Source organism: Promicromonospora sp. NPDC019610, from assembly GCF_044389365.1.
Lineage (GTDB): Bacteria > Actinomycetota > Actinomycetes > Actinomycetales > Cellulomonadaceae > Promicromonospora.
In genome coordinates this window covers 2,340,017-2,366,863 of the sequence record NZ_JBIRXX010000001.1, presented here as the reverse complement: position 1 = coordinate 2,366,863, position 26,847 = coordinate 2,340,017, and the positions used below count along the sequence as shown (strand labels likewise).

Annotated in this window: 25 protein-coding genes and 1 pseudogene; 13 read left to right on the top strand and 13 right to left on the bottom strand. The window is 71.3% G+C overall.

What is annotated here, in order from left to right; genetic code table 11:
- Nucleotides 1–217: 217 nt before the first annotated feature.
- Nucleotides 218–778 (top strand): GNAT family N-acetyltransferase, encoded by a 561-nt coding sequence (locus ACH45N_RS10550; protein ID WP_397393374.1) that lies wholly within the window; start codon nucleotides 218–220, stop codon nucleotides 776–778.
- A 69-nt stretch (nucleotides 779–847) separates the two neighbouring features.
- Here the strand turns inward: ACH45N_RS10550 and msrA are convergent, their stop codons facing one another.
- The gene (msrA, locus tag ACH45N_RS10545) at nucleotides 848–1,402 is read right to left on the bottom strand and encodes a peptide-methionine (S)-S-oxide reductase MsrA (RefSeq protein ID WP_397393372.1); all 555 of its coding nucleotides are present in this window, start codon (nucleotides 1,400–1,402) and stop codon (nucleotides 848–850) included.
- Complete coding sequence (msrB, locus tag ACH45N_RS10540; RefSeq protein WP_397393370.1) at nucleotides 1,402–1,926, bottom strand: peptide-methionine (R)-S-oxide reductase MsrB; 525 nt, start codon at nucleotides 1,924–1,926, stop codon at nucleotides 1,402–1,404. Before msrB ends, msrA begins: the two co-directional genes overlap by 1 nt.
- Nucleotides 1,927–2,086: 160 nt before the next feature.
- Between msrB and ACH45N_RS10535 the strand changes: the two genes are divergently transcribed.
- Nucleotides 2,087–3,004: an NADP-dependent oxidoreductase gene (locus ACH45N_RS10535; protein WP_397393368.1), complete on the top strand. Its 918-nt coding sequence runs from the start codon at nucleotides 2,087–2,089 to the stop codon at nucleotides 3,002–3,004.
- 82 nt (nucleotides 3,005–3,086) lie between these two features.
- Here the strand turns inward: ACH45N_RS10535 and ACH45N_RS10530 are convergent, their stop codons facing one another.
- A complete protein-coding gene (locus tag ACH45N_RS10530) occupies nucleotides 3,087–3,908 on the bottom strand; it encodes an oxidoreductase (RefSeq protein WP_397393366.1) in 822 nt (273 codons plus the stop codon).
- Nucleotides 3,909–4,101: 193 nt separating this feature from the next.
- On the opposite strand from ACH45N_RS10530, the gene ACH45N_RS10525 reads away from it, so the two are divergent.
- The gene (locus tag ACH45N_RS10525; RefSeq protein ID WP_397393364.1) at nucleotides 4,102–5,100 is read left to right on the top strand and encodes an AraC family transcriptional regulator ligand-binding domain-containing protein; all 999 of its coding nucleotides are present in this window, start codon (nucleotides 4,102–4,104) and stop codon (nucleotides 5,098–5,100) included.
- A 45-nt stretch (nucleotides 5,101–5,145) separates the two neighbouring features.
- Here the strand turns inward: ACH45N_RS10525 and ACH45N_RS10520 are convergent.
- A pseudogene (locus ACH45N_RS10520) lies at nucleotides 5,146–5,607 on the bottom strand (serine hydrolase domain-containing protein); the annotation flags it as partial.
- A gap of 67 nt (nucleotides 5,608–5,674) precedes the next feature.
- On the opposite strand from ACH45N_RS10520, the gene ACH45N_RS10515 reads away from it, so the two are divergent.
- On the top strand, nucleotides 5,675–6,499 hold the full coding sequence (locus ACH45N_RS10515; RefSeq protein ID WP_397393362.1) for a LysR family transcriptional regulator: 825 nt from the start codon (nucleotides 5,675–5,677) through the stop codon (nucleotides 6,497–6,499).
- Nucleotides 6,500–6,805: 306 nt separating this feature from the next.
- On the opposite strand, the gene ACH45N_RS10510 is transcribed toward ACH45N_RS10515, so the two are convergent.
- From ACH45N_RS10510 to ACH45N_RS10500, 3 genes are all read right to left on the bottom strand, one after another.
- The gene (locus tag ACH45N_RS10510) at nucleotides 6,806–7,783 is read right to left on the bottom strand and encodes a hypothetical protein (protein WP_397393360.1); all 978 of its coding nucleotides are present in this window, start codon (nucleotides 7,781–7,783) and stop codon (nucleotides 6,806–6,808) included.
- A 160-nt stretch (nucleotides 7,784–7,943) separates the two neighbouring features.
- Nucleotides 7,944–8,975: an LLM class flavin-dependent oxidoreductase gene (locus tag ACH45N_RS10505; RefSeq protein ID WP_397393358.1), complete on the bottom strand. Its 1,032-nt coding sequence runs from the start codon at nucleotides 8,973–8,975 to the stop codon at nucleotides 7,944–7,946.
- A 168-nt stretch (nucleotides 8,976–9,143) separates the two neighbouring features.
- Nucleotides 9,144–10,064: a zinc-binding dehydrogenase gene (locus tag ACH45N_RS10500; RefSeq protein ID WP_397393356.1), complete on the bottom strand. Its 921-nt coding sequence runs from the start codon at nucleotides 10,062–10,064 to the stop codon at nucleotides 9,144–9,146.
- Nucleotides 10,065–10,116: 52 nt separating this feature from the next.
- Here ACH45N_RS10500 and ACH45N_RS10495 point away from each other — a divergent pair, with 52 nt between their 5' ends.
- The 4 genes from ACH45N_RS10495 to ACH45N_RS10480 all read left to right on the top strand — a co-directional run bounded on the left by ACH45N_RS10495 (nucleotide 10,117) and on the right by ACH45N_RS10480 (nucleotide 15,371).
- Nucleotides 10,117–10,755 (top strand): TetR/AcrR family transcriptional regulator, encoded by a 639-nt coding sequence (locus ACH45N_RS10495; protein ID WP_397393354.1) that lies wholly within the window; start codon nucleotides 10,117–10,119, stop codon nucleotides 10,753–10,755.
- A 128-nt stretch (nucleotides 10,756–10,883) separates the two neighbouring features.
- Nucleotides 10,884–11,282: an ester cyclase gene (locus tag ACH45N_RS10490; protein WP_397393352.1), complete on the top strand. Its 399-nt coding sequence runs from the start codon at nucleotides 10,884–10,886 to the stop codon at nucleotides 11,280–11,282.
- A gap of 220 nt (nucleotides 11,283–11,502) precedes the next feature.
- On the top strand, nucleotides 11,503–12,387 hold the full coding sequence (locus ACH45N_RS10485) for a helix-turn-helix domain-containing protein (RefSeq protein ID WP_397393351.1): 885 nt from the start codon (nucleotides 11,503–11,505) through the stop codon (nucleotides 12,385–12,387).
- Nucleotides 12,388–12,518: 131 nt separating this feature from the next.
- Entirely contained in the window at nucleotides 12,519–15,371 is a 2,853-nt protein-coding gene (locus tag ACH45N_RS10480; protein WP_397393350.1) for a sugar-binding domain-containing protein, read from the top strand.
- A gap of 30 nt (nucleotides 15,372–15,401) precedes the next feature.
- On the opposite strand, the gene ACH45N_RS10475 is transcribed toward ACH45N_RS10480, so the two are convergent.
- Nucleotides 15,402–16,241, bottom strand: coding sequence for a helix-turn-helix transcriptional regulator (locus ACH45N_RS10475; protein ID WP_397393348.1), 840 nt, complete (start codon nucleotides 16,239–16,241; stop codon nucleotides 15,402–15,404).
- A gap of 177 nt (nucleotides 16,242–16,418) precedes the next feature.
- Here ACH45N_RS10475 and ACH45N_RS10470 point away from each other — a divergent pair, with 177 nt between their 5' ends.
- The 4 genes from ACH45N_RS10470 to ACH45N_RS10455 all read left to right on the top strand — a co-directional run bounded on the left by ACH45N_RS10470 (nucleotide 16,419) and on the right by ACH45N_RS10455 (nucleotide 20,963).
- Nucleotides 16,419–17,363 carry an SDR family oxidoreductase gene (locus tag ACH45N_RS10470; RefSeq protein WP_397393347.1) on the top strand — a complete coding sequence of 315 codons (945 nt, stop codon included), beginning with the start codon at nucleotides 16,419–16,421 and terminating at the stop codon, nucleotides 17,361–17,363.
- 52 nt (nucleotides 17,364–17,415) lie between these two features.
- A complete protein-coding gene (locus ACH45N_RS10465) occupies nucleotides 17,416–18,777 on the top strand; it encodes an MFS transporter (protein ID WP_397393346.1) in 1,362 nt (453 codons plus the stop codon).
- Nucleotides 18,778–18,954: 177 nt separating this feature from the next.
- Complete coding sequence (locus ACH45N_RS10460; protein ID WP_397393345.1) at nucleotides 18,955–20,067, top strand: serine hydrolase domain-containing protein; 1,113 nt, start codon at nucleotides 18,955–18,957, stop codon at nucleotides 20,065–20,067.
- Between the two features lie 110 nt (nucleotides 20,068–20,177).
- Nucleotides 20,178–20,963: a MerR family transcriptional regulator gene (locus ACH45N_RS10455; RefSeq protein WP_397393344.1), complete on the top strand. Its 786-nt coding sequence runs from the start codon at nucleotides 20,178–20,180 to the stop codon at nucleotides 20,961–20,963.
- A gap of 143 nt (nucleotides 20,964–21,106) precedes the next feature.
- Here the strand turns inward: ACH45N_RS10455 and ACH45N_RS10450 are convergent, their stop codons facing one another.
- The 3 genes from ACH45N_RS10450 to ACH45N_RS10440 all read right to left on the bottom strand — a co-directional run bounded on the left by ACH45N_RS10450 (nucleotide 21,107) and on the right by ACH45N_RS10440 (nucleotide 22,598).
- Nucleotides 21,107–21,334, bottom strand: coding sequence for a DUF5302 domain-containing protein (locus ACH45N_RS10450; RefSeq protein ID WP_377229636.1), 228 nt, complete (start codon nucleotides 21,332–21,334; stop codon nucleotides 21,107–21,109).
- A gap of 127 nt (nucleotides 21,335–21,461) precedes the next feature.
- Nucleotides 21,462–21,944 carry a transcriptional regulator NrdR gene (gene nrdR, locus ACH45N_RS10445; protein WP_285104929.1) on the bottom strand — a complete coding sequence of 161 codons (483 nt, stop codon included), beginning with the start codon at nucleotides 21,942–21,944 and terminating at the stop codon, nucleotides 21,462–21,464.
- 162 nt (nucleotides 21,945–22,106) lie between these two features.
- Nucleotides 22,107–22,598 carry a LysM peptidoglycan-binding domain-containing protein gene (locus ACH45N_RS10440; protein ID WP_397393343.1) on the bottom strand — a complete coding sequence of 164 codons (492 nt, stop codon included), beginning with the start codon at nucleotides 22,596–22,598 and terminating at the stop codon, nucleotides 22,107–22,109.
- Nucleotides 22,599–22,789: 191 nt separating this feature from the next.
- On the opposite strand from ACH45N_RS10440, the gene lexA reads away from it, so the two are divergent.
- Nucleotides 22,790–23,605 (top strand): transcriptional repressor LexA, encoded by an 816-nt coding sequence (lexA, locus tag ACH45N_RS10435; RefSeq protein ID WP_376770121.1) that lies wholly within the window; start codon nucleotides 22,790–22,792, stop codon nucleotides 23,603–23,605.
- Nucleotides 23,606–23,677: 72 nt separating this feature from the next.
- On the opposite strand, the gene ACH45N_RS10430 is transcribed toward lexA, so the two are convergent.
- The gene (locus tag ACH45N_RS10430; protein ID WP_397393342.1) at nucleotides 23,678–24,667 is read right to left on the bottom strand and encodes an L-lactate dehydrogenase; all 990 of its coding nucleotides are present in this window, start codon (nucleotides 24,665–24,667) and stop codon (nucleotides 23,678–23,680) included.
- Between the two features lie 9 nt (nucleotides 24,668–24,676).
- Nucleotides 24,677–26,752 carry an ATP-dependent DNA helicase gene (locus ACH45N_RS10425; RefSeq protein WP_397393341.1) on the bottom strand — a complete coding sequence of 692 codons (2,076 nt, stop codon included), beginning with the start codon at nucleotides 26,750–26,752 and terminating at the stop codon, nucleotides 24,677–24,679.
- Between the last annotated feature and the right edge of the window lie 95 nt (nucleotides 26,753–26,847).

Sequence of the window (26,847 nt, the reverse complement as noted above, 5' to 3'; positions counted from 1 at the left end):
GCTCACGCGGGGCACCGTGGACGGCAGGGAGACGACGCCGCCCCTGCGAACGTGACACTCTCCTGGCGCAGTCGCACGTCGCCCCGGCGCGTCCGGTGGCATGCGATCCACACGGCCGCGCGCGAACCGTGCGCGAGCCTGCGATCCGCGATGGAATGTGATTCCGAACTGGCCGGCGCCCACGGACCCTCATGTCGTGGCACACCCAGGAGGAGAAATGAGCCATCGAGTCACGATCGACGGCACGACGATCGAGACGGAGCACCTCCGCCTGCGGCCCTGGCAGCCGGACGACGCCGTCGGGGCGCTGGCGATCTACGGGGAGGCCGACGTCGCCCGCTGGCTGGCTCCCGCGATGGGCAGGATCGATGATCCCGAGCAGATGCGGGCGATCATCGAGCGCTGGGTCGCCGACCAGGCCGGGACCGGACGGCCTACCGGCCGCTGGGCGATCGACGACCTCGACAGCGGGGAGCTCATCGGCTCCGGGCAGATCCTCGGGCTGCCCCCCGAAGGGGAGGACCTCGAGCTCGGTTACCAGTTCGCACCGAGCGCCTGGGGCCGCGGGCTGGGGTCCGAGGCCGGTCACGCGCTCGCGCACTACGCCTTCTCCCATGACGAGGAGGAGGTGTTCGCCGTCGTCCGCCCCGGCAACCAGCACGGGATCGGGACGGCCCGCGCGATCGGCATGGAATGGGTCGGTGAGACGACGAAGTACTACGACCTGAGGCTTCAGGTCTTCAGGCTCCGCAAGGGCGACCTCGACGTGCCCGCGTAGAAGGCCCGAGCAGAGGGCCCGGGAACCGGTGCGTCGCCCACCGCGATGCGGTGGGCGACGCCTGCCCGGTCAGGCAGAGGCGGCGTCGCGCCGGGGAAGCACCCAGTTCGGGCGCGGGTAGTGGCAGGTGTAGCCGTTCGGGTAGGTGATCAGGTAGTCCTGGTGCTCGGCCTCGGCCTCCCAGAAGGGTCCTGCGGGCTCGATCGTCGTCACCGCCTTCCCGGGCCAGAGGCCCGACGCGTCGACGTCGGCGATCGTGTCGCGAGCGACCTTGTCCTGGTCAGGGGTGAGCGGGAAGATCGCCGAGCGGTAGCTCGTCCCGACGTCGTTGCCCTGACGGTCGAGGGTCGACGGGTCGTGGATCTGGAAGAAGAACGCGAGGACGTCGCGGTACGTCGTCACACTCGGGTCGAAGACGATCTCGACGGCCTCGGCGTGCCCCGGGTGGTTGCGATAGGTCGCATGGTCGTTCCGGCCGCCGGTGTAACCGACACGGGTGGCGAGGACGCCGGGCTGCCGGCGGACGAGGTCTTCCATCCCCCAGAAGCACCCGCCGGCGAGCACGGCCGTCTCGGTCCCGGGCGTACGCGTGACCTGGCCGGTGTCGTGTGTTCCGCTGCTCATCAGTTCTGCGCCTCTCCGCTCGGCTCGGACCCGGTATCGGACTCGGTGTTGGACTCGGTGTTGGACTCGGTCTCGGACTTCGGCTCGAACAGCGACAGGTACTCGCCGTAGCCCTCCGCCTCCAGCTCGGCGACCGGGACGAACCGCAGTGCCGCCGAGTTCATGCAGTAGCGCTCGCCTCCGCGATCCGCCGGACCGTCGCCGAACAGGTGCCCGAGGTGGCTGTCCGCGGCAGTGGAACGCACCTCGGTGCGCACCATCCCGAACGACCGGTCCGTCACGGCCCGCACCGTGCCCGCGCCGATCGGCCGGGTGAAGCTGGGCCAGCCGGTGCCGCTGTCGTACTTGTCGGTCGAGGAGAACAGGGGCTGGCCGGAGACCACGTCGACGTAGATGCCGGGCTCGTGGTTGTCCCAGTACTTGTTCCGGAACGCGGGCTCCGTCCCCCCTTCCTGCGTGACACGGAACTGCGTCGTCGTCAGTCGGCGCAAGGCCTCGGGCGAGGTGGTGTAGTCGTGTGCCATGTCGCTTCCTTTCTGACACCCCTGTGAGGTGCCGTCATGAAGCACAACACCGTTGCCCCCGGTTGTGGTCCCGGCACGTAAGTCGTCGGCGTCTCGCACCGCTCACGGTGACGAACCGAAATACGGTTGAGGACACTGGAGCGAGACAGGGAGGCGCCCGATGCGAGCCATCGTGGTGACGGACGAGGCCGCGGGTACGGCCGGGATGACCTTGGCCGATCGTCCCGAGCCGGAGCCGGCAGGGAACGACGTCGTCGTGCAGGTCCACGCGTCGGGGTTCACCCCGGGTGAGCTGACGTGGCCCGGCACCTGGACCGACCGTCTGGGGCGTGACCGGACGCCGTCGATCCCCGGGCACGAGGTGGCCGGGGTCGTGAGCGCTCTCGGCTACGGCACGCGGGGCCTGTCCGTCGGCCAGCGGGTGTTCGGGCTGACCGACTGGACCCGTGACGGCACGCTCGCCGAGTACGTGGCCGTCGAGGCACGCAACCTCGCGCCGCTGCCCGGCGACGTCGACTTCACGGTGGGCGCGAGCCTGCCGATCTCGGGCCTGACCGCATGGCAGGGCCTGTTCGTCCACGGTCGGTTCGAGGTCGGGCAGAGCGTGCTGGTGCACGGCGCCGCCGGCGGCGTCGGGTCGATGGCGGTGCAGCTCGCCCGGGAGGCAGGCGCGTACGTGATCGGCACCGGGCGGACGGCGGACCGGCAGGCCGCGCTCGACTTCGGTGCCCACGACTTCGTCGACCTCGACAACGACCCGCTGGAGGACGTCGGCGCGGTCGACCTCGCCTTCGACATGATCGGCGGAGACGTCCAGCGGCGTTCGGCCGCCCTGGTGCGGGCAGGGGGAACGCTCGTGAGCATCGCCGGCCCGCCCGAGGCACGACCGGCCGACGGGCTGGCCGTCGACTTCGTCGTCGAGGCCGACCGTGCGCAGCTGGGCGAGCTCGCCCAGCGTGTCCGCGACGGACGCCTGCGGACGAACATCGCGCACGTCGCGAGCCTCGACGAGGTGGTCGCCGCGTTCAACCCCACGCGGCGGGCCAGGGGCAAGACGATCATCCGCGTTCGCCCGTAGGCGACCGCATCGACGGGCGCCCGGGGAGCCCGACCAGGCGGACCTGGTGGACCCGGCCGTACGTCGTTCGGGCCGGCACGTCTCAGGCGGGCACGCCGGTCGCCCTGCGGATGAGCGCGTCGTAGGTGCGGTCGGGCAGGATGCCGCGCATGAGGATCAGCGGCTTGGCCCCGAAACCCACGGCGTAACGCGTCCTGGGCCGGGACGCTCGAACGGCCCGGGTGATGGTGCGCCCGATCAACGACGGGGAGGAGGATCGGCTCTCCCTGTTGAGGGACGCGGCGACTGCGTTGCCCTGGGTCGCGTACGGGCCTTCTGCCGAGACCGCGCGGAGCTTGTCCGCGGCGATGCCCGCCCACTCGGTCCTGATGCCGCCGGGTTCGATCACGATGACGTCGATGCCGAACGGCTTGACCTCCAGGCGCAGGCAGTCGCTGATGGCCTCCAGGGCAAACTTGGTGGCGTGGTACCAGGCGCCCAGCGGGGTGTGGATCTTGCCGCCCATCGAGGTGACGTTGACGATCTTGCCGGAGCGGTTGGCCCGCATGTGCGGCAGGACGAGCTGGGTCAGACGGGCGGCGCCGAAGACGTTGACCTCGAACTGGTAGCGCGCCTCGTCCATCGGGACGTCCTCGAGCGCTCCGTAGGAACCGTACCCGGCGTTGTTGACCAGGACGTCGATCCGCCCCTCCTCGGCGATGATCAGGTCGACGCCGGCTCGCATCGAGTCCTCGTCGGTGACGTCCATCGAGATCGGGCGGATGCCGGAGTCCTTGAGGTGCTCCATCCGTGCGGCGCGGCGGGCGGCGGCGTACACGGTGTAACCGGCCGAGGCCAGCTCGAGGGCGGTGGCCTCACCGATACCGGAGGACGCTCCGGTGACGAGGGCGATCTTGTCGGCCATGGGTGGCTCCTTGGTTCTGTGACTGCGTTCCTGTGCTGCGGACGTCCTCCAAGCTAGAGGCGCCGACCCGCTGATTCACTAGCCCACCGCGCCGAACCAGTGGCAGATCGCGCCACGCGAGTTGGCGCGACGTGCGACGACCTCGGCGTGATCTGCATGGCCGACGGGCGGTCGCCGAGCCTAGGCTGCGATGGTGGCTGGAGAACGATTCGAGCTGGAGCCGACCGTCCAGGCGCTGCTGCGCGACGTCGGCATCGCCCCGCCCGTCGTGCTCCGCCGGGCGCGGCTCCCGGCGGACCTGTTCGCGAGACGCCCGATCGAGCTGTCGGTGGACGAGTACTACCGCTTCTGGACCGCCCTGGAGGTCGAGGCAGGCGACCGGTCCCTGGCGGTCGACATCGGCAGGGCGATCTCGGTCGAGATGTTCTCGCCACCGCTGTTCGCCGCTCTGTGCAGTACCGACCTGACCGCCGCCGCCCGCCGCGTCGCCACCTACAAGGCGCTCATGGGACCGCTGCGGATGTCCGCCGGGACCGATCAGGGGCTGACGATCTCCTACACCTGGCCGACCTCGGCGGTATCGGCTCCACCCCCGCTCCTGGCGGTCGTGGAGCTGGTGTTCTGGGTGTCGCTCGCCCGGATCGCCACCCGCGAGCCCGTGCGCCCCTCGCGCGTGACGGTTGCGGGCCGACCCCCGGACCTGCCGCGGCTCGAGGAGTATCTCGGCACCCGGGTCCGTTCGACCGGTACGCACTCGATCACGTTCAGCACCCTGGATGCGTCCCGGCCCTTCCTGACCGAGAACGAGGCGATGTGGCGGGTGTTCGCACCGGACCTGCGACGCCGCCTGTCCGACCTCGACGTCTCGGCGACCGCCGCCGAACGGGTCCGTGCCGCCCTGCGCGACACCCTGCCGGCGGGCGACGCCTCGATCGGGGCCGTCACCCGCCGACTGGCCACCAGCCCGCGCACCCTGCAACGCCAGCTCCGTCAGGAAGGCACCACGTTCCAGGGTGTCCTGACCGCCACTCGCGAAGAGCTCGCCCGCCATTACCTCGACGTCGAAGGTCTGCGCACCTCCGAGGTGGCCTACCTCCTGGGATATGGGGACGCGACGTCGTTCTACCGGGCCTTCCGGGCCTGGACCGGGCTCACGCCCGAGACAGCTCGACGCGTCGTAGCGAGCTCCTGACCCGACCCGCTCGATCAGCAGCCGGACCAGCACGTAGTTCGTGTTGGAGTAGCTCCAGTCCGTGCCCGGCTCGAACCGAGCCGGGTTGGACAGCGCGATCCCGACGAGTTCCTCCGGCGCGTAGGTCCGGAACCGGTTGTCGACCCACTCCTTGCCCGACTGGGTCGCGGGGATGCCGGGCACGAACGTCCCGTCGTCGTAGTACTCACCGGTGAAGTTGAAGACGCCACTGGTGTGCTGGAGCAGCATCCGCAGGGTGATGCGCGGGTCCAGCCGGAGCTCGGGGAGGTGCTCGTGCACCGACGCGTCCAGGCTGAGCACGTCCTCGCCGACCAGTGCCAGCGCCACGGTCGCGGCGAAGGTCTTCGTGTTGCTGCCGATCCGGACGTGCCCGTCGGTCGACGGCGGGGTGCTGTGGTCCAGCGCCCGCCGGCCGGCGACGCCGGTCCAGTCACCCTGCTCGTCGTGCACGCGCAGCTGCACCCCGGTGAACCCCGCCTCGACCATGCTCTCGATGTCTCGCTGCAGCTGGTCGCGGTCGGCCGTCCGCAGGGTGGGGAGGGATGGCGCGGTCATGGTTGGCCACCTGTCCCAGGCTGCGGTCAGCCAGTCGATCAAGAAGCAGGAGCGCAGCGTCGGCGCCCCGCTGTTCCACCGCACCAGCCGTGTCGTGCGCCTGACGCCGATCGGCGAGCGGCTCCGGGACGATCTTCGGCCCCTGCTCCGGGCCATCACCGACAGCACCGAACGGGCACGCGTGGCCGCGAGCGGGTGCGCCGGCGTGCTGCGCGTCGGGACCGCCGCCGGCAACACCCTGGAGCTGCGGCCGTACTGGGACGCGTTTCGCGCTGCCCACCCCGGCTGGGACCTTCGAGTGCGCTACCAGCCGTTCAGCAACGCCATGGCCGTACTGCGGCAGGGTGACATCGACGTGCACATCGGGTGGCTGCCCATCACGGAACCAGACCTCACGAGCGGCCCGGTCATGTTCACCGAGCCGATGGTCGTGGCCCTCGCGCTCGACCACGACCTGGCCCGGGCCGACGCGGTCAGCCTGGAGGATCTCGCCGCCTTCGAGGTGATCGACACCGCCGGCACCTTCGCGGACGAGTACATGGACGTCTTCAACCCGTTCCAGACACCGGGAGGACGCACCATCACGCGCGGCCCGGTGATCGCGGAGCTGGAACAGGTCTTCAGCGCCACCGCGAACTGCGAGGTCGCCCAGCCGCTCGGCGGGCACGCGGCACGCTACTACCAGCGCCCCGATCTCACCTACCGGCCGTTCCGCCAGGACTGGAGGATCAGCTGGGGCCCGATCTGGAAGGCCGACAACGACAACGCGGGCATCCGCAACCTCACCGCGGTGCTGAGCGACCTCGGCCCACGACAGCTCTGACGCGTTCCCGTGCGAGCAGACCTATGGCGGTGACCCGATCACACCCGGTCTAGTGTTCGCCCTGGAAGCATCAGGACGTCTCCACCCTCCGAAGGTTGGGCCCCCGCAGCGACCCATCGGGCAGTTCCTCGAGCTTCGCCGTAGACCGATTCTCCACGACGGAAGACTACGGCCGGGGCCCGGCCGACCGCGTGGAGAACCAGGCTGGATCCACTACGTGGTGGACGAACAGTCAATTGCTCTCGCCGGCATGGTCTGGCGACATCAGGCCCGTTCCGACGGCAGCTCAAGCACACCCTATTGCTCCTACGTGAGCCTCTCCAGCACATACCGGATTTCCGCACTCCGGCGGGCAGCATCCTTGATTTCTGGGATTTTCGTCGCCAGACCCAGTTCGCAGAACGGAAGACGAAAATGGTCCAACAGCCAGATCAGCTCGTCGTCATTGCGTGCGCTCGACCACAGTTCGCGGAAGATGAAGACGGACCGAAACACCGGCCCGTACAACAGCACCTCCATGTCGATCGCAGCATCCCGGCGGCCCTCCTCGTCCAGCTCACGCACGTCTGCCCAAAAGCTCCTCGCGATCGCGACCCAGTCAGGCCGTTCGGGAGGTGGACCCGATGGACCGTCCGCACGGCCGGCCAGATAGCCCTGATTCAGCATCTCGTCGCGAACCGGACCATCGACGTCGGTCCACCGATACAAGATCGGAAATTCATGAAAGATATCTCGTCGAGAGAACTCTTCGGCGAGTGCGGTGATCAACGAGGACATCTCGTGAGCGTCGCGCGCCTCATCCCAGAGCCCGTCGAACAACACCCTGGCCTGACGCTGGGAGAGCGTCAACACGTTCGAGACAGCAGTTTGGACGCCGCCGAAGATGAGATCGCCCAGCACTTCTGTGTTGCGCCTTCCGAACCACCATAGTTCGACGGCGGCGTCCAGGTCGCGTATCTCAAAGTCGACATTGTCAACTCGCCATCGACGATCCGGGTGGTCGATGTGCATCGGAGTGCCAGGCTCACCGCGTAAGGAGACATCCGAAGCCGGGGTCAAACCGGCCGCCTCCGGAAAACACGAAGCAAGGTACTCGTGCTCGAATTCGGACTCGGCGCGCGCGACCAGGTGCGCGTACAGTCCAGCACTGTCGCGATCCAGCGCCTCCATTCGGCGCAGCGCTCGACTCATGACGTCCCGCACGGACGGAAAGCAAATCTCCGATGGATCGCGCTGAACGATCCACCAGATACTCGATTCCAAGTCGAACGGCGTGCTCGCCACAGCCCTTTACTCCCTCCGGCCAGGAGACGCCCATCGTAGCTCGCCCAAAACGTCGCCTTTGGCACCAGGGCGAAAGTCGGCCGTTGTTGACAAACGGTTGAACGGGACCCCCGCACTGCGGCCTCGGGCCCTCGACCACGGCGGGGCGTGTCGGACGGCGTCAGACGGACGCAGGCGCCGGCGCCCAGCCCAGCAACGGTCCGAGCCGCGTCGCCAGGTCGGTGAGGATCTGCGCGTAGTCCGGCTCGTCGAAGGTGAACGGCAGCGCGAACGCGACCTCGTCCACGGCCTGGAAACCGGCGTGGGCGCGCAGCCGCTCGGCGAGCTGCTCGGCCGGACCCACGAGGTCGGGCGCGAAGAGCATGCGCCGCGGCCCCGCCGGGACGGGCGCCGCGGTGCGCGGCAGCCGCGCCGCTGCGTACGCCTCGTACCGGGCGACCTGCTCCGGGGTGGCGCCGTCCGTGGGGATCACCACCAGCCCCTGCGAGACCCGGGCCGCCTGGCCGGCCGGGTGGGCGGCCCGGAACAGCTCGATCTGCTCGCGCTGGAGCGCCGCGAAGTCCGGGTGCTCCGCGTCCCCGGCGTCGAGCACCGAGGAGGTGAGGAGGTTCATGCCCGCCGTCCCGGCCCACGCCGCCGACGACGCCGAGGCCGCGCCGTACCAGACCCGCTCCCGCAGGCCCGGCGAGAAGGGCTGGATGCGCGTGGAGTAGGTCTCGATCCCCTCGGTGCCCTCGAACGTGGAGACCGCGCCGCCCGACAGGTTGTGCAGCAGCCGCTCCACGCGTGCCTTGGAGAAGTCCTCGTGCTGCCACGTGGTCGGGTAGAGGTGGTCGCGCAGGTGGTCCCAGTGGATCGGCGGGCCCACGCTCACCCCGGGGTTGAGGCGTCCGCCGGAGAGCACGTCCACCGTGGCGAGGTCCTCCGCCAGCCGGAACGGGTTCTCCAGGCCCAGCGGGGTCACGGCCGTACCCAGCTCGATCCGGCTGGTGCGCTGCGTGGCCGCGGCCAGCACCGCCACCGGGGACGAGATGCCGTGCTGCAGGTGCCGGTGGCGCAGCCACGCGCTGTCGAGGCCGAGCTGCTCACCGAGCTCGATGAGCCGCAGGGTGGCCTCGTGCCCCGCACGCGGGTGGTCCGGGTCGAACAGGCCGATGGTCAGGAAACCGAGCTTGCGCAGGGGTCGCGTCACGGGGTCAGTGAACCACGGCCGGACGACGGCGCCGGCCGGTCCCCGCCGTCGCGGGTCCGCGCCGCCGACACCTTGGGGCACGCCGACCGCAGACGTCGCACGAGCGACGTTCGGACCACTCCTCGCGGTAAGGCTCCCCGCGGTGGGCCGCCAGAAGTTCTGGCGCCCTCACTCGACGGTCAGAACGACCTTGCCGTGCGTCCGTTCCACCCCGGCGGCGAAGGCATCCGGCAGCTCGCGCCATGACCGCACGGCTGCGACCACCGGATCGAGGCGCCCGCCGTGGATCTCGGCCGCGAGCCACGCCATGTCGGGGCCGAGGTCGGGCTCGGCCCCGAGGAAGAACGTCGTCAGGGAACGGTCGTGCCGGGCCGCGTCGCCGAACAGGTCGCCGTACGCGAAGTGTTCTCCCTGCCCCGCCGCATGCCCGAGCGCCACGAGCGTGCCGCCGGGCGCGAGCCGCGCGAACGCCTGGACCAGGTAGGTGCCGCCCAGGAGGTCGAGCACGCCGGAGACGTCGCCGTTCAGGTCGGACGGCGAGGCGACGACCTCGTGCGCACCGAGCTGGACCAGCCGCTGGTGCGCGGCAGGGTTCCTGGTCGTCGCGACCACCTCGGCGCCGGCGCGGGCAGCGAGCTGGACGGCGAACAGCCCGACAGCGCTGGTCCCGCCCAGCACCAGCACGCGGCGCCCCAGCAGCGGGCCGAGGCGGCGGAGCCCGCGCAGCGCGCTGGTGGCGGCGACCGGCACGACACTCGTGCGGTGGGGATCGGCGCCGTCGGGGGCGACCCCGACGGATTCCGCGGTCACGAGCCGACGCTCCGCCCAGGCGCTGTCCACGCCCAGCGACGCCACCACCTGGCCGAGGCGCGGCCCGGTCCCGTCCAGAGCCTCGGCCACGACGACGCCTGCCGCGTCCCACCCGGGAACCGTCCCGTCGGGCAGGCTCGGCAGGGCCTCCAGATCCCCATGGTTCGGCGCGAAGGCTCGTACCTGGATGACCGCGTCGTGTGGTCCCGGTGCCGGGTCCGGCACCTCCCGCAGGCCGAGGTGACTGGGTGACGAGTGGTCGACCGTCCATGCGAGCATGGCGCTACTGTATGCCAACTGCTACTGAGTGCCAGTTCGCTAGGATCTACGCATGACGACGACACGCACCACCGGCACGCTCCGCAGCCGACGGATCGCCCGCAACCGACAGCGGCTGGTCGAGATCGCGCTGCCGGCCTTCGTCGAGCGTGGGTACGACGCCGTGACCGTCGACTGGCTGTGCGACCAGGCCGAGGTGTCCAAGCGGAGCTTCTTCCGCTACTTCGCCGGCAAGGAGGACCTCGCCCTGACCCCGCTGAACGACGTCTGGCGCACCCTGATCGCCGAGCTCGATCAGGTCCTCGCGGGCCGCGGGCCGCTGCTGGTGGTTCTGGGCGACGCACTGGTCGACGTCGTCGACCGGATGCCACCCGGCTGGGAGCGTCTCGCCGTGCTGAGCGCACGGCTGAGCGGCACCCACCCCACGATCGACGCCGCGGGCATGCTGGTGTGCGAGCGATTTACGCAGCAGGTGGTCGACGCGATCGTGGCACGGCTGGCCGGCGCCCCTGGGGCGGATCTCTCGGCCCGGATCGTGTGCGCCGTCGCCGTCGCCGGCCACCGGGCTGCCGTGGACGCGTGGCGTACGACGCCCGACGCCGAGACGAGCGCCACCCGTGCCGAGCTGTGCGCACTCATCCGGGCATCGATGACCGCTGCCCCCGCCGCGGTGACGGTCACGCTCCCCTGACCGGAGCCTGGACGATGTGTAAAGAACTCTGGACTCTGCGTCATGGATCTCACGACCTCGTCCGGGCAGCATCGAGGGCGCAGGTGAACATGAGCACAGGGCCCGGACACCGGGCGAGAAAGGCAGTCATGTCCGACTTCAACATCCGCGAGTTCTACGACCGCTACACCGAGGCGCTCAACGCGCACCAGTTCGACCGGATGGACGAATTCGTCGCCGAGTCGATCGTCTCCCACGGCCAGCCGGCTACCCGCGACGACGTCATCGCCGCGCTCAAGGGCATCGCCGACGCCGTTCCTGACATCCGGTGGGAGATCAAGGAGGTCGTGATCGACGCGGAAGGCGGGACGCTGTCCTGCCACTCCGTCAACCACGGCACACCCACCAAGCAATGGCTCGGCGTGGCACCCACGGGCGCTCGGATCGAGATCGACGAGATCGCCATGTACAAGGTCCGCGACGGCAAGTTCGTGCAGATGTCCAACGTCCACGACGTCGAGGCCCTGAAGCAGCAGCTCGCGGCGTGACCTGAGAAGTTCCGCCACCGGCTGGTCGCCCCGTGGCGTCCCGCCGTTCCGTGCGGGACGCCACCTGGCCTATGGGTCCTGCTGGGTTCCGCGAAGGCCGGCCTCGGGGGCGGCGCGGCCAGCTTCGTGTTCACGGCCTCCCGCGAGGCACACGGGTCGTGACTAGGCTCGGGGCATGGTCGATCCCGCGGAAGGTATGGACAGAACGACGGTCCGACCCGTGGACGACGGATGGACCCCTCAGCTCGGGGAGGGCTTCCCAGGCCAGCGGATGCGGGTCCTGCCCGAGCCCCTGGTGGCCCACGCGCGGACCCAGCCCGCCACGGCACAGCTCCTCGTGACGGACGTGGGGTTCTTCCCTCGCGCAGTGCGCCACACCCGGACCAGGCCGCACGGGGCGCCGCAGCACATCGTCCTGGTCTGTGCGGCGGGGAGCGGCAGCTGCTCGATGCCGTCCGGGGTGCACCAGGTCGGGGCGGGCAGCGCCCTGGTCATCCCGGCGGGAACCACGCACCGCTACCAGGCCGACCGGTTCGACCCCTGGACGATCTGGTGGATGCATGTCACCGGTTCCGCCGTGGGCGGCCTGTTCGAGGCGATGGACGTCACCGTCCAGCGTCCGGTCGTCCGGCTCGGCGACGCGTCCCGCGTGGTCGCGCTGATCGACACGGTCCTGCGTCGCATGGAGCGCGACGAGACGGCCTCGAGCCTGGTCGCCGCGGCAGGCGCCGCGTGGCACGCCCTCGCCCTGATCGCCGCCGGCCGGAGCACGGCTGCCGAGCGGAGCGCACCGATCGAGTCCACCCTCGAGTTCCTGCGGGCCAACATCGCCGAGCGCGTCTCCGTCACCGAGCTGGCGAGCATGGCCGGTCTGAGCACGTCCCACTACGCGGGCCTGTTCCGCAGGGCGACCGGGTTCGGCGTGCTCGAGTACCAGACCCGCCTGCGCATGGCGTCGGCGCGCGAGCTCCTCGACACCACCGACCGCCCGATCGGGTCCGTCGCGCGACAGGTCGGCTACCCGGACCCGCTGTACTTCTCCCGGCAGTTCCGCAAGATCCACTCGGTCAGCCCGAGCGAGTACCGGGCGCGCAAGAGCCGCTGACGTCGCGGCGCAGCGCCGCGCCTCCCGCACGATGCACCGCACCATGAACCGCCCGGTGCATCGCAGGATCGTCCATGCAGTGCAGAGCATCGTCCCTTCAGCGCTCCGGGGACCGGTCCTAGGGTCGAGCCATGCTCACCGACGAATCCGTGTCTCTCTGGTCGCTCGACCTGGCCGGCCAGTGGCGCTGCGCCCTCGACCCCGAGGGCGTGGGAGAGGTCCAGCAGTGGTTCCGCCAGGGGCTGCCCGGGGAACCGCAGACCCTGGCGCTCCCCGGATCCGTGCAGCACCAGGGCCTCGGGGACCCCGTGGGCGTGGACACGCCCTGGACCGGCAGCATCGTGGACCGCTCCTTCTTCACCGAGGACCGCTACGCGCCCTACCGCGAGCCGGGCAACATCGCGGTGCCGTTCTGGCTGCAGCCCCGGGTCTACTACCGCGGCGCCGCGTGGTTCCAGCGCGAGGTCGAGATCCCGGCCGGCTGGTCGGACCGCGACGTCGTCCTGTCCCTCGAGCGCGTGCACTGGGAGTCCACCGTGTGGCTGGACGACGTCCTCGTCGGGACCGAGCGCAGCCTCACCACCGCCCACCGCTTCGACCTCGGCCGCCTCTCCCCGGGCCGCCACCTGGTCACCGTCCGCGTGGACAACAGGACCGTGATCGACGTGGGCCCGAACGCGCACAGCATCTCCGACCACACCCAGGGCAACTGGAACGGCGTCGTCGGCTCCCTGACCCTGACCGCGACGCCACGGGTGCGCATCAGCCGGGTCCGCGTCATGCCGGACGTCGCCGCGCGGTCCGCGCGGGTCAAGGTCGACATCGCCGCCGGGAGCGCCGGTGCGGGAACGGGCAGCGTGCGCGTCTCCGCACGACGGTTCAACGTGCCCGGCCAGCACGAGGCCGGGCCGGTCGAGGTCGAGTTCGAGGCCGAGTACAGCCGCGACCTGGGCGAACGAGGCCTGACGTCGGGCGGCGCACACGTGGACCTCGACCTGCCGCTGGGGGACGGCGCCCTGACGTGGGACGAGTTCCAGCCCGCCCTGTACGACGTCACCGTGGAGCTGGCCACGGTGGTGGACGGGGGCGAGCACCACGACACCGTGCGCACGGTGTTCGGCCTGCGCGAGGTCGGGGTCGAGGACACGCAGGTGACGATCAACGGCCGGCGCACGTTCATCCGCGGCACCCTCGAGTCGTGCGTCTTCCCCCTGACGGGCTACCCGCCGACCGACGTCGGCTCCTGGCGCCGCATCATCGCCGTCTGCCGGGAGCACGGCCTGAACCTGCTCCGCTTCCACTCGTGGTGCCCGCCCGAGGCTGCCTTCGTCGCCGCGGACGAGGCGGGCTTCTACCTCCAGGTCGAGGGCCCGGTCTGGGCGAACCAGGGCGCGGCGCTCGGCGAGGGACGCCCGGTCGACGGGTACCTGTTAGAGGAGACCCGCCGCATCCTGGACGCCTACGGCAACCACCCCTCGTTCGTCATGATGGCGCACGGGAACGAGCCGGGCGGCCGCGACGCGGAGTTCCTCGCCTCATGGGTCACCACCTGGCGCACCTCTGACCCCCGCCGGCTGTACACCAGCGGCGCGGGCTGGCCCGCGATCACCGAGAACGACTTCGACAACATCCCCGACCCGCGAGCGCACCGCTGGGGCGAGGGTCTGGAGTCGCGGCTCAACGGCCGCGCGCCGGAGACGCGGTCCGACTACCGCCAGTGGGTGGAGTCCCGGCCGCGCCCGATCGTCAGCCACGAGATCGGCCAGTGGTGCGCCTACCCCGACTTCGACGAGGTGTCGCGGTACACGGGTCTGCTGCGGCCCGAGAACTTCGGCATCTTCGCGGACTTCCTCGAGCAGGGCGGCATGTCCGACCAGGCCGGGGCCTTTCTGCAGGCCTCGGGCCGGCTTCAGCTGCTCTGCTACAAGGAGGACATCGAGGCCGCGCTGCGCACGGAGGGCTTCGGCGGCTTCCACCTGCTCGGGCTCACCGACTTCCCCGGCCAGGGCACCGCACTCGTGGGTGTGCTCAACCCCTTCTGGGAGTCGAAGGGCTACGCGACCGCCGACGAGTTCGCCCGGTTCTGCGGTCCCACCGTCCCGTTGGCCCGCCTGCCGCGCCGGGTCTGGTCCGCCGACCAGGAGATCGAGTTCGAGGTGCAGCTGGCGCACTTCGGCGCGGCGCCGCTCGACGCGGACGTGACCTGGAGCCTGCGTGACCAGGACGGCGCCGAGGTCGGCAGCGGCCCGGTGGCACGGGGCGTGCGGGTCCCGGTCGGCAACGGCACCCGGTTCGGGCCGGTCCGGGTGCCCGCCGGTCTGGTCGCCGGGCCCGCGCAGGTCACCCTCGCCGTCGCGGTGCAGGACGTCGCGGGCGCCCGGTACGAGAACGACTGGGACCTGTGGGTCTACCCGGTCGCCGAGGACGTGGCGGTCCCGGAGCCGGTGGTGGTGACGAGCGATCTCGAGGAGGCGGTCGAGCGCGCGAGCGGCGGTGCCGCCGTCCTGCTGGAGCTCGACGCGGCGAGCATCGGCAACGACGTCGCGCTCGGGTTCACGCCGGCCTTCTGGAACACCGCCTGGACCAAGGGCCAGGCGCCGCACACCCTCGGCGTCCTGCACGACCCGCGGCACCCCGCCTTCCGCCAGTTCCCCACCGGCGGCACCACCGACTGGCAGTGGTGGGAGCTGCTGAAGGGTGCCAGGGCGATGCTGCTCGACGGGCTTCCCGCCGGGCTGCGGCCCGTCGCCCAGCCCATCGACACCTGGTTCGAGGCACGCCGGCTCGGTGTGCTGCTCGAGGCGAGGATCGGTGCGGGGCGCATCATGGTCAGCTCGCTCAACCTCGATCCCAACCCTGACGCCGACGGTGACCGCCTCGCGGCACGTCAGTTCCGGCGGAGCCTGCTGGAGTACCTGGCGGGCGCCGACTTCGCGCCCACCCAGACCGTCACGCCGAGCCAGCTGGCGACCGTCCTGCGCTGACGTCGTCGCCGCAGCCTCCGCTGCGTCGGGTCAGCGCAGCGTCTGCGCGCCGATGACCGAGAGCACCTGGAGCTTCTCGTAGCTCTCGGTGCCGGGCACGGCGGTGTAGACCATCAGGGAGTGAGCCTGGTCCGGGTCGACCAGCCGCTGGCAGTTGAGCTCGAGCGCGCCGACCTCGGGGTGCACGAAGTGCTTGACCTCGTGCGGGCGGATGCCGATCTCGTGGTCGTCCCACACCCGGCGGAACTCCTCGTTGCTCTCCAGCAGCAGGCCCGCCAGGTAGGCGGCCCGGGAGTCCGGGCCGCGCAGCGTGACCAGCCCGCGCAGCCCGGCCGCGTACATCCGGGTCATGAAGGCGTGCTCCTCCGGGGCGTAGAGGTCCCGGACGCCCGGTTCGGTGAACCACCGGTACCCCAGGCTGCGGGCCGGGCCCGTGTACCGGGTCGTGTCACCGGTCAGCGCCACGCCCACCGGCGTCTGCCGCAGGGTCTCGCCCAGCTCGGTGACGATCTCCGCGGGCGTGTCCTCCAGCCGGTCGAGGATGCGCAGCAGCCCCGGGCTGATGTGCTCGCTCGACGAGCCCCGGGGCGGCGGGTTGTGCCCGGCGAGACGGAACAGGTGGTCGCGCTCGTCGATCGACAGGTGCAGCCCCTGCGCGATCGAGGCCAGCATCTGCGGCGACGGCTGCGGACCGCGCTCCCGCTCCAGGCGGGAGTAGTAGTCCGCCGACATGTTGCACAGCGTGGCCACCTCCTCACGCCGCAGCCCGCTGGTCCGGCGACGCTGCCCGCGCGGCATACCGACGTCCTCCGGCTGCAGCGCCTCCCGCCGGTTCCGTAGAAAGCCGGCCAGCCCGGTGCGATCGATCATGGTCTCCCCCTTCTGGAGTACTGCCTCGTTTCTACCGGCAGCGGCGTGCGTTAGCCACGGCCCGGCGATCCCCCTCTCGGGATGAGCGGGTGACCTGGCGAGCCTGTGATCGGGAGGTCCTGGATAGGTCTCCTTCGCCCGCAGAGGATCGGTGCCACGAACCGAAGGAGAACGAACATGCCACGCACACCGATCGACATCACCCTCCCCGACCTGTCCGGGAAGCGCGTCCTGGTCACCGGAGCCAGCGACGGGATGGGCCTGGGCATCGCCGGCCGCCTGGCCGCCGCAGGTGCGGAGGTCGTCATGCCCGTGCGCAACCCGGCCAAGGGTGAGGCCGCGATCAGCCGCATCCGCCGCGCCGCGCCGGGCGCGAACGTGTCGCTGCGCAGCCTCGACCTCGCCTCGCTGGCGTCCGTGGAGGCGCTGGGCGACACCCTGCGCACGGAGGGCCACCCGATCCACATCCTGATCAACAACGCCGGCATCATGCGGCCCCCGCAGCGCCTGACCACGGTCGACGGGTTCGAGGTGCAGCTCGGCACCAACCACCTGGGCCACTTCGCCCTCGTCGCCCACCTGCTTCCCCTGCTGCGCGCCGGGCACGCCCGGGTGACCTCCCAGGTCAGCGTCGCCTCGGCCAGCGGCACCATCAGCTGGGACGACCTGAACTGGGAGCGCTCGTACGACGTCATGCGCGCCTACCGCCAGTCCAAGATCGCCCTGGGGCTGTTCGGCCTGGAGCTGGAACGACGCAGCCGCGCCCACGGGTGGGGCATCACCAGCAACCTGTCCCACCCCGGCGTCGCACCGACCAGCCTGCTCGCCGCCCGTCCGGAGATCGGCCGCAGCGCCGACACGCCCCACATCCGGCGCATCCGCTGGCTCTCCGAGCACGGCATCCTGCTCGGGACGGCCGAGACCGCCGGGCTGCCCGCGCTCATGGCCGCGACCGACCCGGCCGCCAAGCCCGGCACGCTCTACGGTCCCAGCGGCCCGGGGACCCTGGGCGGTGCGCCGTCCGAGCAGCGGATGCACCGGCCGCTCCGCAGCCTCACCGAGGCGGCGCGCGTCTGGCAGGTCTCCGAGGAGCTGACGAAGACCTCCTTCCCGACCGCGTGACCGCCCGGCCGACGACCGCGCGCCCCACGAGCCGACCCGCAGGAGAAGCCACATGAGTTCCCTTCCCCGGCCCGCCGCCCGACGCCGCAGCCCCTGGTGGGTGGTCGTCGGCGCGGGGACGGCCAACGCCGTCGGCCCCCAGATGTACATGGCCACCACCGGTGTCTTCGTCCTGCCGATCGTCGAGGACACCGGCTTCAGCCGGACGACGGTGACCGGGGCGTACTCGGTCGCCGCGGTCGGCATGGTCATCGGGCTGATCATCGCCAGCCGGCTCGTCGACCGCTACGCCGCCCGGTACGTCCTCGTCCCCGCGTTCGTGCTGTTCGCCGCCTCGATGGCCACCATCGGCCTGACGCCGCCCGTCGAGGCCCTCTACTTCGTCCCGTGCTTCTTCGTCGGGTTCTTCGGGAGCGGGACGGCGGTCCCCGCGACCCGCGCCGTCGTGAGCTGGTTCGACAACAACCGTGCGCTCGCCGTCGGCATCGTGACGGGCATCATCGGCCTCGGCGCCGCCCTCGGCCCGGTGCTGGCCGGGGCGCTCATCGAGCGCGTCGGCTGGCGCCAGACCTACGGCTACCTGGCACTGATCGCGGCGCTCGTGTCCGTCACGATGGTCACGCTGTTCGTGCGCGGCCGAGCCGAGCGGCACGTGCGCGGCCGGCTCGTCCAGGAGACCCACGTCGGGGACCGCGACGTCAGCCTCGAGCTCCCGGGCCTCACGTTCCGCGAGGCGCTGCGCACCCGGCAGTTCTGGAACATCGCCCTCGGGCTGGGCCTGGTCGGTGTCGTGGTGATCGGCCTGCAGGTGCACCTCGTGCCGATGATGACCGACCGTGGCCTGAGCCCTGACCAGGCGGCCCAGCTGCTCGTGGTCTTCGGTCTCGCCTCCCTGGTCGGGCGGGTCGTGGGTGGCCTGATCATCGACCGCGTCCACGGCTCGGTCGTCGGCCCGGTCGTCATGCTCGCACCCATCGCCGGCATGTTCTTCCTCCACCCGCCGTTCTCCACGGCCGCCGTCGCCGTCGCCTTCATCGGCATCGCGTTCGGCATCGAGGGCGACCTCCTGGCCCTGCTCATCACCCGGTACCTCGGCATGCGCAACTTCGGCCAGATCATCGGTCCGGTCCAGGCCATGTTCATCCTCGGCAGCGCGGTCGGTCCGCTGCTCCTCGGCGTGGGCTACGACCAGCTGGGCTCCTACGACCCGGTCATCCCGGTGCTGATGGGCGTGCTCGTCGTCGGCGCGATCCTCATCGCGACGCTGGGGCGCTACGTGTACCCGGCGGTGGACGGCTTCGACCGGCTCGCCGCCCGCGACGAGCTCGCGGCCGCCGAGGTACTGAGCAGCATCGCCGAGCAGGACGACGCCCCCGCGGCATCAGACCGACCACGTCCTCGGATCCGTGGCTGATCGGCCCGCACGACGGTGAAGTTGAGCCAGGTGCGGGCCACGTCGGCGTCGGCCAGGGGGTCGCCCCGTCGCACCGTGACGCACGTCACGATTGATCTTGACCCGGGGTCAAGGTGGACGGTTCTCGCATCGGCAGGACGCCGAAGAGAATCGAGCGCTTCGAAGGAGCGAACCACCATGACCACCACCGTTTCCAACCGGACCGCCGACCGTCTCCAGCGGGCAATCGAGGCGATCGTCGACCCCGGCATCATCGGGCTGTCGGTCCGCGTCAACGACGAGCAGGGCGAGTGGGTCGGCACCGCCGGGGCGGCGGAGCTCGGCGGGGACGTGAAGCCTCCTGCCGACGGTCACATCCGGATCGGCAGCAACACCAAGACCTTCACCGCGACCCTGGTGCTTCAGCTCGTGGCCGAGGACAGGATCGGCCTGGACGACGCGGTCGTGGACCACCTGCCTGAGTTCGGGATCGACCAGCGGATCACGGTGCGGATGCTGCTCCAGCAGACCAGCGGCCTGTTCAACTTCACCGGCGAGGTCTACGAGGACGGCTCGATGGTGTTCGGCATCCCCATCCCTTACGGCCCCCACGGCAAGGAGTGGCTGGACAACCGGTTCAAGACCTACCGGCCCCAGGAGCTGGTCGACCTCGCGTTGTCCAAGCCTGCGCGGTTCGAGCCCGGAGCAGGCTGGAGCTATTCCAACACCAACTACGTCCTGGCTCGCCTGCTCATCGAGAAGGTCACCGGCCGTACCGTCACCGAGGAGATGCAGCGGCTGATCCTGACCCCGCTCGGCATGTCGCACACCGTGGTCCCGGATGACGCGGAGATCGCCGAGCCGCACGCCCACGCCTACTACCGGTACGACGAGGACGGCGAGCCGCGCACGGTCGACATCACCCGCCAGAACCCCTCCTGGGTCTCCGCCGGCGGTGACATGATCTCGACCACCGAGGACCTGCACACGTTCATCGCCGCGCTCACCGGCGGCAAGCTCCTCCCGGACGAGCTGCGCGAGGAGATGTTCACCCCGCGTGCGACGGGCATCCCGAACATGGACTACGGGCTGGGGGTGTTCGTGCTGACCACGGACGACGGTGCCACCGTGATCTCCCACAACGGCGCCGCGGTGGGCCACGCGGCGCTCATGTACGCCACCCCCGACGGGGCGAAGACCCTGACCGCCGCGCTGAACTGCGTGGACGACGCGAACCTCACCGTCGCCGCGGCGTTCCAGGGCGCCCAGCAGCGCCTCCTCAACGAGGTATTCGGCAGCGGACCCGCGTAGACCAAGAGAACGCTCGCCGCGCCGAGCTCGCCGAGCCCGGCGCGGCCGGTCCCCGCACCTCGCAGCGGCACACGCGATCAGCGCTCCCGGACACTTGGCAGGATGAGCAGATGCACAACGGAGTCACGATCGGCCAGGCGGCCGCGTTCGTCGGCATCACGATCAAGACGGTGCGGCACTACCACAAGCTCGGCCTGGTCAGCGAACCCCGACGCGACAGCTCCGGATACCGGCGGTACGGATCGGACGACCTCCTCAGGCTGGTGCAGGTCCGGACCCTGGCCGCCGCCGGGGTACCGCTGGCCGAGATCGGCCCCCTGCTCGACGCCGACGCCGCGCTGTTCGCCTCCGCGCTCGTCCAGGTCGAACGACAGCTCGACCAACACATCGCGGAGCTGACCGCGCGACGCGCCATGCTGCGCCGCCTCGCCGACGGCGACCGGGCGCTGCTGCCCGACCGCGCCGTGGCCCTGCTGGAGCGGATGCTCGGCCTCGGATACTCCGAGGACGAGGTCGCGGCCACCAGGGAGGGCTGGGTACTGGCGCGAGCCCTGGTCCCCGAAGGCTTCGACGACTACCTCGCCCAGTTCGAGCACGCCCTGCAAGACACCCGGCTCATCGCCCTGACCAGGCGCATCGCCGAAGCCGCGACCGGGGAGGCGGACGACCCCCGCATCGACCGTCTCGCCGCCGATGCGGCAGACCACTACCTGGCCGACCCCGCACTGCTCAAGACCGTCACCAGCCTGCAGGCACGGACCGACACCGCGCCCCGGTACACGATGATCGCCCGCCACGGTGACAAGCCGACACCGGCCATGGCACGACTGTCCACGCTCTTCGAGTCCAGACTCCGCGCCGCCGGCGTCCGCATCCCGAGGTCCGACCCCCGTTGACCGCGAAGCGCACCCGTGGGCGTTCGAACTGTGTCATGAACCGTGCCATCGCGGGTCAGGTGTCCCTTCGTCGGGCGCCCCGCGACACGATGAAGGCCGCCGACCAGGTCTGATACCCGGTCGGCGGCCTCGGTCGAGCAGGCTCAGCCGGACTTGCGGCGGAACATCTTCTGCACGGGGCCGGTCGTCTCCGAACCGTGCACCGAGCCCGTGTTCACATCGCCTGCGGCGGTACGGCCGCGTGCGGCGTTCTTCCGGTCCAGCGCCTCCTTGAACCGCGCCTTCGCGTCCACGCTCGGCGCGGTCGCGGCCTTGGGCGCCTCAGCGTCCTGAGCCACCGCCTCCTCGGCACCAGGCTTCTCGTCCGTCACACCGATCACCTCCTCCTGTTTCGGGGGTCCCTCGATCGGGTCCGTCGTCGGGCCCAGCCTGCACCACCGCGCGCCACGGTGCCAATCGCTTTTCAGCCCCGGCTCGACGCGCGCCCCGCTCGGCCCGCTACGCCTGCGCGGCAGCCCGCTCCGCGGCACGCTCGGCGCGCTCCGCCCGCAGGGACGTGATGGCGCTCTCGAAGTCCTCGAGCGAGTCGAACGACTGGTAGACGCTCGCGAACCGGAGGTAGGCCACCTCGTCGAGCTCGCGCAGGGGGCCGAGGATCGCGAGGCCCACCTCGTACGCGTCGATCTCCGCGCTGCCGTTGCTCCGGAGGGTCTCCTCGACCCGCTGCGCCAGGATCGCCAGGTCGTCGTCGCTGACGGGGCGGCCCTGGCAGGCCTTGCGCACCCCGGCGGCGACCTTGTCGCGGCTGAACGGCTCGGTCGCGCCGGAACGCTTGACCACCGACAGGCTCGCCGTCTCGACGGTCGTGAACCGCCGGTTGCAGTTCGGGCACTGCCGCCTGCGCCGGATCGACAGGCCGTCGTCGGCGGTCCGCGAGTCCACCACGCGCGAGTCGGCGTGGCGACAGAACGGGCAGTGCATGCTGACTCCTGCGTGGTCGGCCACGGACCGGAGACATCCGGTCGCGCCCCGACCGTAAGCGGGCAAACCACCCCCATGCAACATCGCCGCAACATTTGACGGCGAATCGTGGCCTCCGTCCACTTCGTCGGGGCGTCCGGCCACTTTTCGAGGGCCTTCCGGTCAGTCCTTCGGGAGCAGGAGGAGCTCGCCGACCCGCACGGTGCCCGACGTCATCTCGTTGAGGTCCTGCAGGCGCGCGACCGCCTGCCGCACGTCCTCCCCGGGCTTCGCGATCTGCTCGGCGAAGCCCCAGAGCGTCTCCCCCGGCTGCACGGCGTGCACCCGGACCTCCGTGGGTTCGCCCGGCGAGCTCGCCACGGCGGTCGCTCCCCACGTGGCCATCGGGGCGACCACGAGCATCGCCAGCAGCACCAGCACGAAGCGGCCGCGCCGGGTGAGCCGCAGCCCGGCGAGACCGAGCCGGTCGGCGACCGTGCGCGGGCCGCGGGGCGTGTACGAGTGAGCGGGACGGGGCCGGGGCGGCGCGGGCACCCGGCCCGGGGTGTACGCCGGTCCCGGCCGATAGGCCCGGGCCGCGCCCGATCCGGACACCGTCGCATACGCCGGCCCGTACGCCGGGGTGTACTGCCGCAGCGGGATCACGTCCCCCATGGCCCCTCCTCGTAAGGTGACTCGAACTCTTGTCCGTCATACACACGTTCGTCGAACGCTCGTACCATTGTGTAGCACGGGACACCGTAGAAGTCGAGACGCGCTCGAACATTCGTTTGAGCCGAGCACATTTGTGATCTAGAGTGGGCAGCGCACAGGAGAACATTTGTCGGAACGGGAGGGGCACGGGCATGACGGGACGGGACGGGACCAGCGACACGAGAGCCGTCGACACGGCACTCTCGGGTGTCGCCACGTTGGACGCGCCGGGCGACGGGGCGGTCGCCGACGTGCACGCGATCTCGCCGGCAGACCGCCTCACCGAGCGGCAGCGCCTTGTGCTGGACACGATTCGGCAGTCGTTCGAGACGCGCGGATACCCGCCGTCGATGCGTGAGATCGGCGAGGCCGTCGGGCTGGCCAGCCCGTCGAGCGTCAAGCACCAGCTCCAGATGCTGGAGAAGAAGGGCTTCCTGCGCCGCGACCCCAACCGGCCGCGCGCCATGGAGCTCGTCGAGCCCCTGGCCGAGCAGGTCGAGAAGCCGACGCGCGGCGAGATCCACTGGCCCGAGCCGCGGCGCAGCGGCCAGGTCCACTGGGGCGGTTCGGTGCCGGACGACGCGAGCACCCCGCCGCCGTCGTACGTGCCGCTCGTCGGTCGCATCGCGGCCGGTGGCCCGATCCTCGCCGAGCAGGTCGTCGAGGACGTCTTCCCGCTCCCCCGCCAGCTCGTCGGTGACGGCGAGCTGTTCCTCCTCAAGGTCGCGGGCGACTCGATGGTCGACGCCGCGATCTGCGACGGGGACTGGGTCGTGGTGCGCCGCCAGAACGTGGCCGAGCAGGGCGAGATCGTCGCCGCCATGATCGACGGCGAGGCCACGGTCAAGACCTTCAAGCAGACCGACGGGCACGTGCTGCTGCTGCCGCAGAACCCGGCCTACGAGCCCATCCCGGGTGACGAGGCGCAGATCCTGGGTCGTGTCGTCGCGGTGCTGCGCAGCCTCTGAGGTCTCGACAGGCTTCGAGACGAGCACAGGCCCGACCACCGGCTCACGGTGGTCGGGCCTGTGCCGTTGCTGCTAGAACCCGAAACGCCGCTGCACCGCGCGCACGCTGTCGGCCGACGCGCGCAGCCCGGCCAGCTCGTCGTCCGACATCGGCACCTGCACGGTGCTCGTGACACCCCGCCGGTCCACGAGGGACGGCACCGACAGGCACACGTCGCTGATGCCGTGGTAGTCGTCCAGCAGCGAGGACACCGGCATGATCCGGCGCTCGTCCTTGAGCACCGCCTCGATGATGCGGGTCGCGGCCAGGCCCACGGCGTAGTTCGTGGCGCCCTTGCCCGCGATGATCCGGTAGGCCGAGTCGACCACCTCGCGGTGCACCTCCGCGCGCACCGCGGCGTCCAGGGGCGCGGCGCCGCCGACCGGCACCCAGTCGAGCAGCGGCACGCCGCCGATCGACGCGGAGCTCCACAGCGCGATCTCCGAGTCGCCGTGCTCGCCGGCGATGTAGGCGTGCACGTTCCCGACGGCGACCCCGCACCGTTCCGCGAGCACGACGCGGAGCCGCGACGAGTCGAGCACGGTGCCGCTGCCGAAGAGCCGCTCGCGCGGCAGCCCCGAGATCTTGAGCGCCGCGTAGGTCACCACGTCCACGGGGTTGGTCACCATGAGGTAGGTCGCGTCGGGCGCCACCTCGACCAGGCCCGGCAGGATGGTGCGCATCAGCCCGATCGTCGCCTCCGCGAGGTCGACGCGGCTCTGTCCCGGTTTCTGCTTGGCGCCCGCCGTGACCACTACGACGTCGGCCCCCTCGCACACCGCCGGGTCGTCCGAGCCGATCACGTGCGCCTGCGACGTGAACATCAGCCCGTGCTGCAGGTCGAGCACCTCGGCGTCGACCTTCTGCCGGTCGATGTCGAGCAGGGCGATGGTGCGGGCCGAGCCGCGAGTGAGCGCCGCGAAGGCGAGCGTCGATCCCACGGCCCCCGCACCCACCACGGCGATCTTGGTGGTGCGGGACCCGGCGGGCTGGGCTGCGGTGACGTCCGAAGGGGCTGCCATGCCCTCAGGCTATGTGTCGAGCCTGGCGAGCGCGGCGCGGACCAGCTTCGGGTCGGTGGTGGGCCAGAACCCGGGCATCGACCGGGTGAGGAACGACGCGTACCGCGCCGTCGCGAGCCGTGGGTCGAGGACCGCCACGACGCCCCGGTCGTCCATGCTGCGCACCAGGCGTCCCGCGCCCTGCGCGAGCAGGAGCGCCGCGTGCTGCGCCGAGACCGCCATGAACCCGTTGCCGCCCGCCTGCTCGACGGCGCGGGCGCGCGCCGCCTTGACCGGGTCGTCGGGGCGCGGGAACGGGATGCGGTCGATGAGCACGAGCTGGTTGGACGGCCCCGGCACGTCGACGCCCTGCCACAGGGACAGCGTGCCGAACAGGCACGTGGCAGGGTCCTCGGCGAACTCACGCACGAGGGTGGGGAGCTGGTCGTCACCCTGCGCCAGGATCGGGAAGTCCAGGCGCTCCCGCATCGCCTCCGCCGCGGCGTTCGCGGCGCGCCGCGACGAGAACAGCCCGAGCGTGCGGCCGCCGGCAGCGGTGATGAGCTCGGCGATCTCGTCGAGCTGCGCCTCCGTGGTCGGCTCGCGGCCGGGAGCGGGCAGGTGCCGCGCGATGTAGAGGATGCCCTGCTTGGGGTAGTCGAACGGGCTGCCGGCGTCGAGGCCCTGCCACGGCGGGGCGTCCGCTCCGTTGAGGCCGAGCGTGCCGGCGACGGCGTCGAAGGTGCCGCCCAGCGCCAGCGTCGCCGAGGTGAAGACCCCCGTCGACTCGCCCAGCAGGTGCGTGCGGATCAGGCCGGCCACGTGCAGCGGGGCGGCGTGCAGCCGCGTCACGTTGTCGCCGAACCCGCCCCAGCCGTTGTCCGGACGCGAGCACCACAGCACGTCCGCGGTCGTGTCCTGCGCCGCCATGCGCTCGGCCGTCTCGAAGAGCTGGAGCATGGCGCCCTGGGCCATCTTCAGTCCCGGGTCGGGCTGGCCGGCGTCCTTGCCCGGGGCGCCCTTGCCACCCTCGGGCTTGAGCGTGCTCAGCACCTCGCGCGCGGCATCGCGCACCGCGCCGACGGCCAGGCGCAGCTCGTCAGGCAGGCCGTTCGGGAACCGCTCGGCGGGCGCGGTGACCAGCAGGGTGCCGAGGCTCTGCGCCGCCGCGTCCAGGGTGTCGGTGTTGGTGCCCGCGTGCCGCCGGGCCAGCCGCGCCGCGCTCTCCACCGACGCCATGGACAGGTCCACGGTGGCCGACGACGTCACGCGGTCGGTGAGCTCGTGCGCCTCGTCGACCACCACGACGTCGTGCTCCGGCAGCACACCCGGGCTGCCCGTGGCCGCGATGCCGAGCATCGCGTGGTTGGTGACCACCACGTCCGCCTCGCGGGCGGCGGCCCGGGCCTTGTCCGGGAAGCACTCCGCGAGCATCGGGCACCTGCCGCCCAGGCACTCCATCGCCGTCACGGAGACCTGGCGCCAGGCCCGCTCCGGGACGCCGGGCACGAGGTCGTCCCGGTCGCCCGTCTCGGTCTCGCCCGCCCACTCGTGCAGGCGCCGGACGTGGTCGGCGAGCGAGGCGCCGTCGTCCCGCCTGCGGCTGCGGGCGGCGCCGCCGGCCGCCTCCTCGGTCTTGGGGTGGTCCTCGCCGCCGGGCAGGTCGAAGAGGGTGTTCTCGTCCTCCGGGTAGCCACCGCCCACCTTGTGCACGCACAGGTAGTTGTGCCAGCCCTTGAGCAGGGCGATGCGCGGCTCGCGCGGCAGCGCCGGCGCGACGGCCTTCGCGACCAGCGGCAGGTCGCGCGTGATGACCTGTCGCTGGAGGGCGAGCGTGGCGGTGGAGATGATGACCTTGGACTGCGCGGCCACGGCGTGCCGGACGGCGGGCACCAGGTAGCCGAGCGACTTGCCCGTACCCGTGCCCGCCTGCACCAGCAGGTGCTCGCCCTTGTCGATCGCCTCGCCGACCGCGACGGCCATCCGGTGCTGGCCCTCTCTGCGCCCGCCACCGAGCTGTCCGACGGCGAGGTCGAGCAGCTCCTCCACCTCGGGAATCTCGGCGGAATCGGTGCTTGCGGCGGGTGCGTCGGGAAGGCTGGTCACACGCTCGATCCTAGGCCGGACCACCGACATCCACCCTGCCTCGTCCACAGGTCCGGCCGGGGTCCGGACCTGGTCCGGGCCCCGGCCCGCGCACC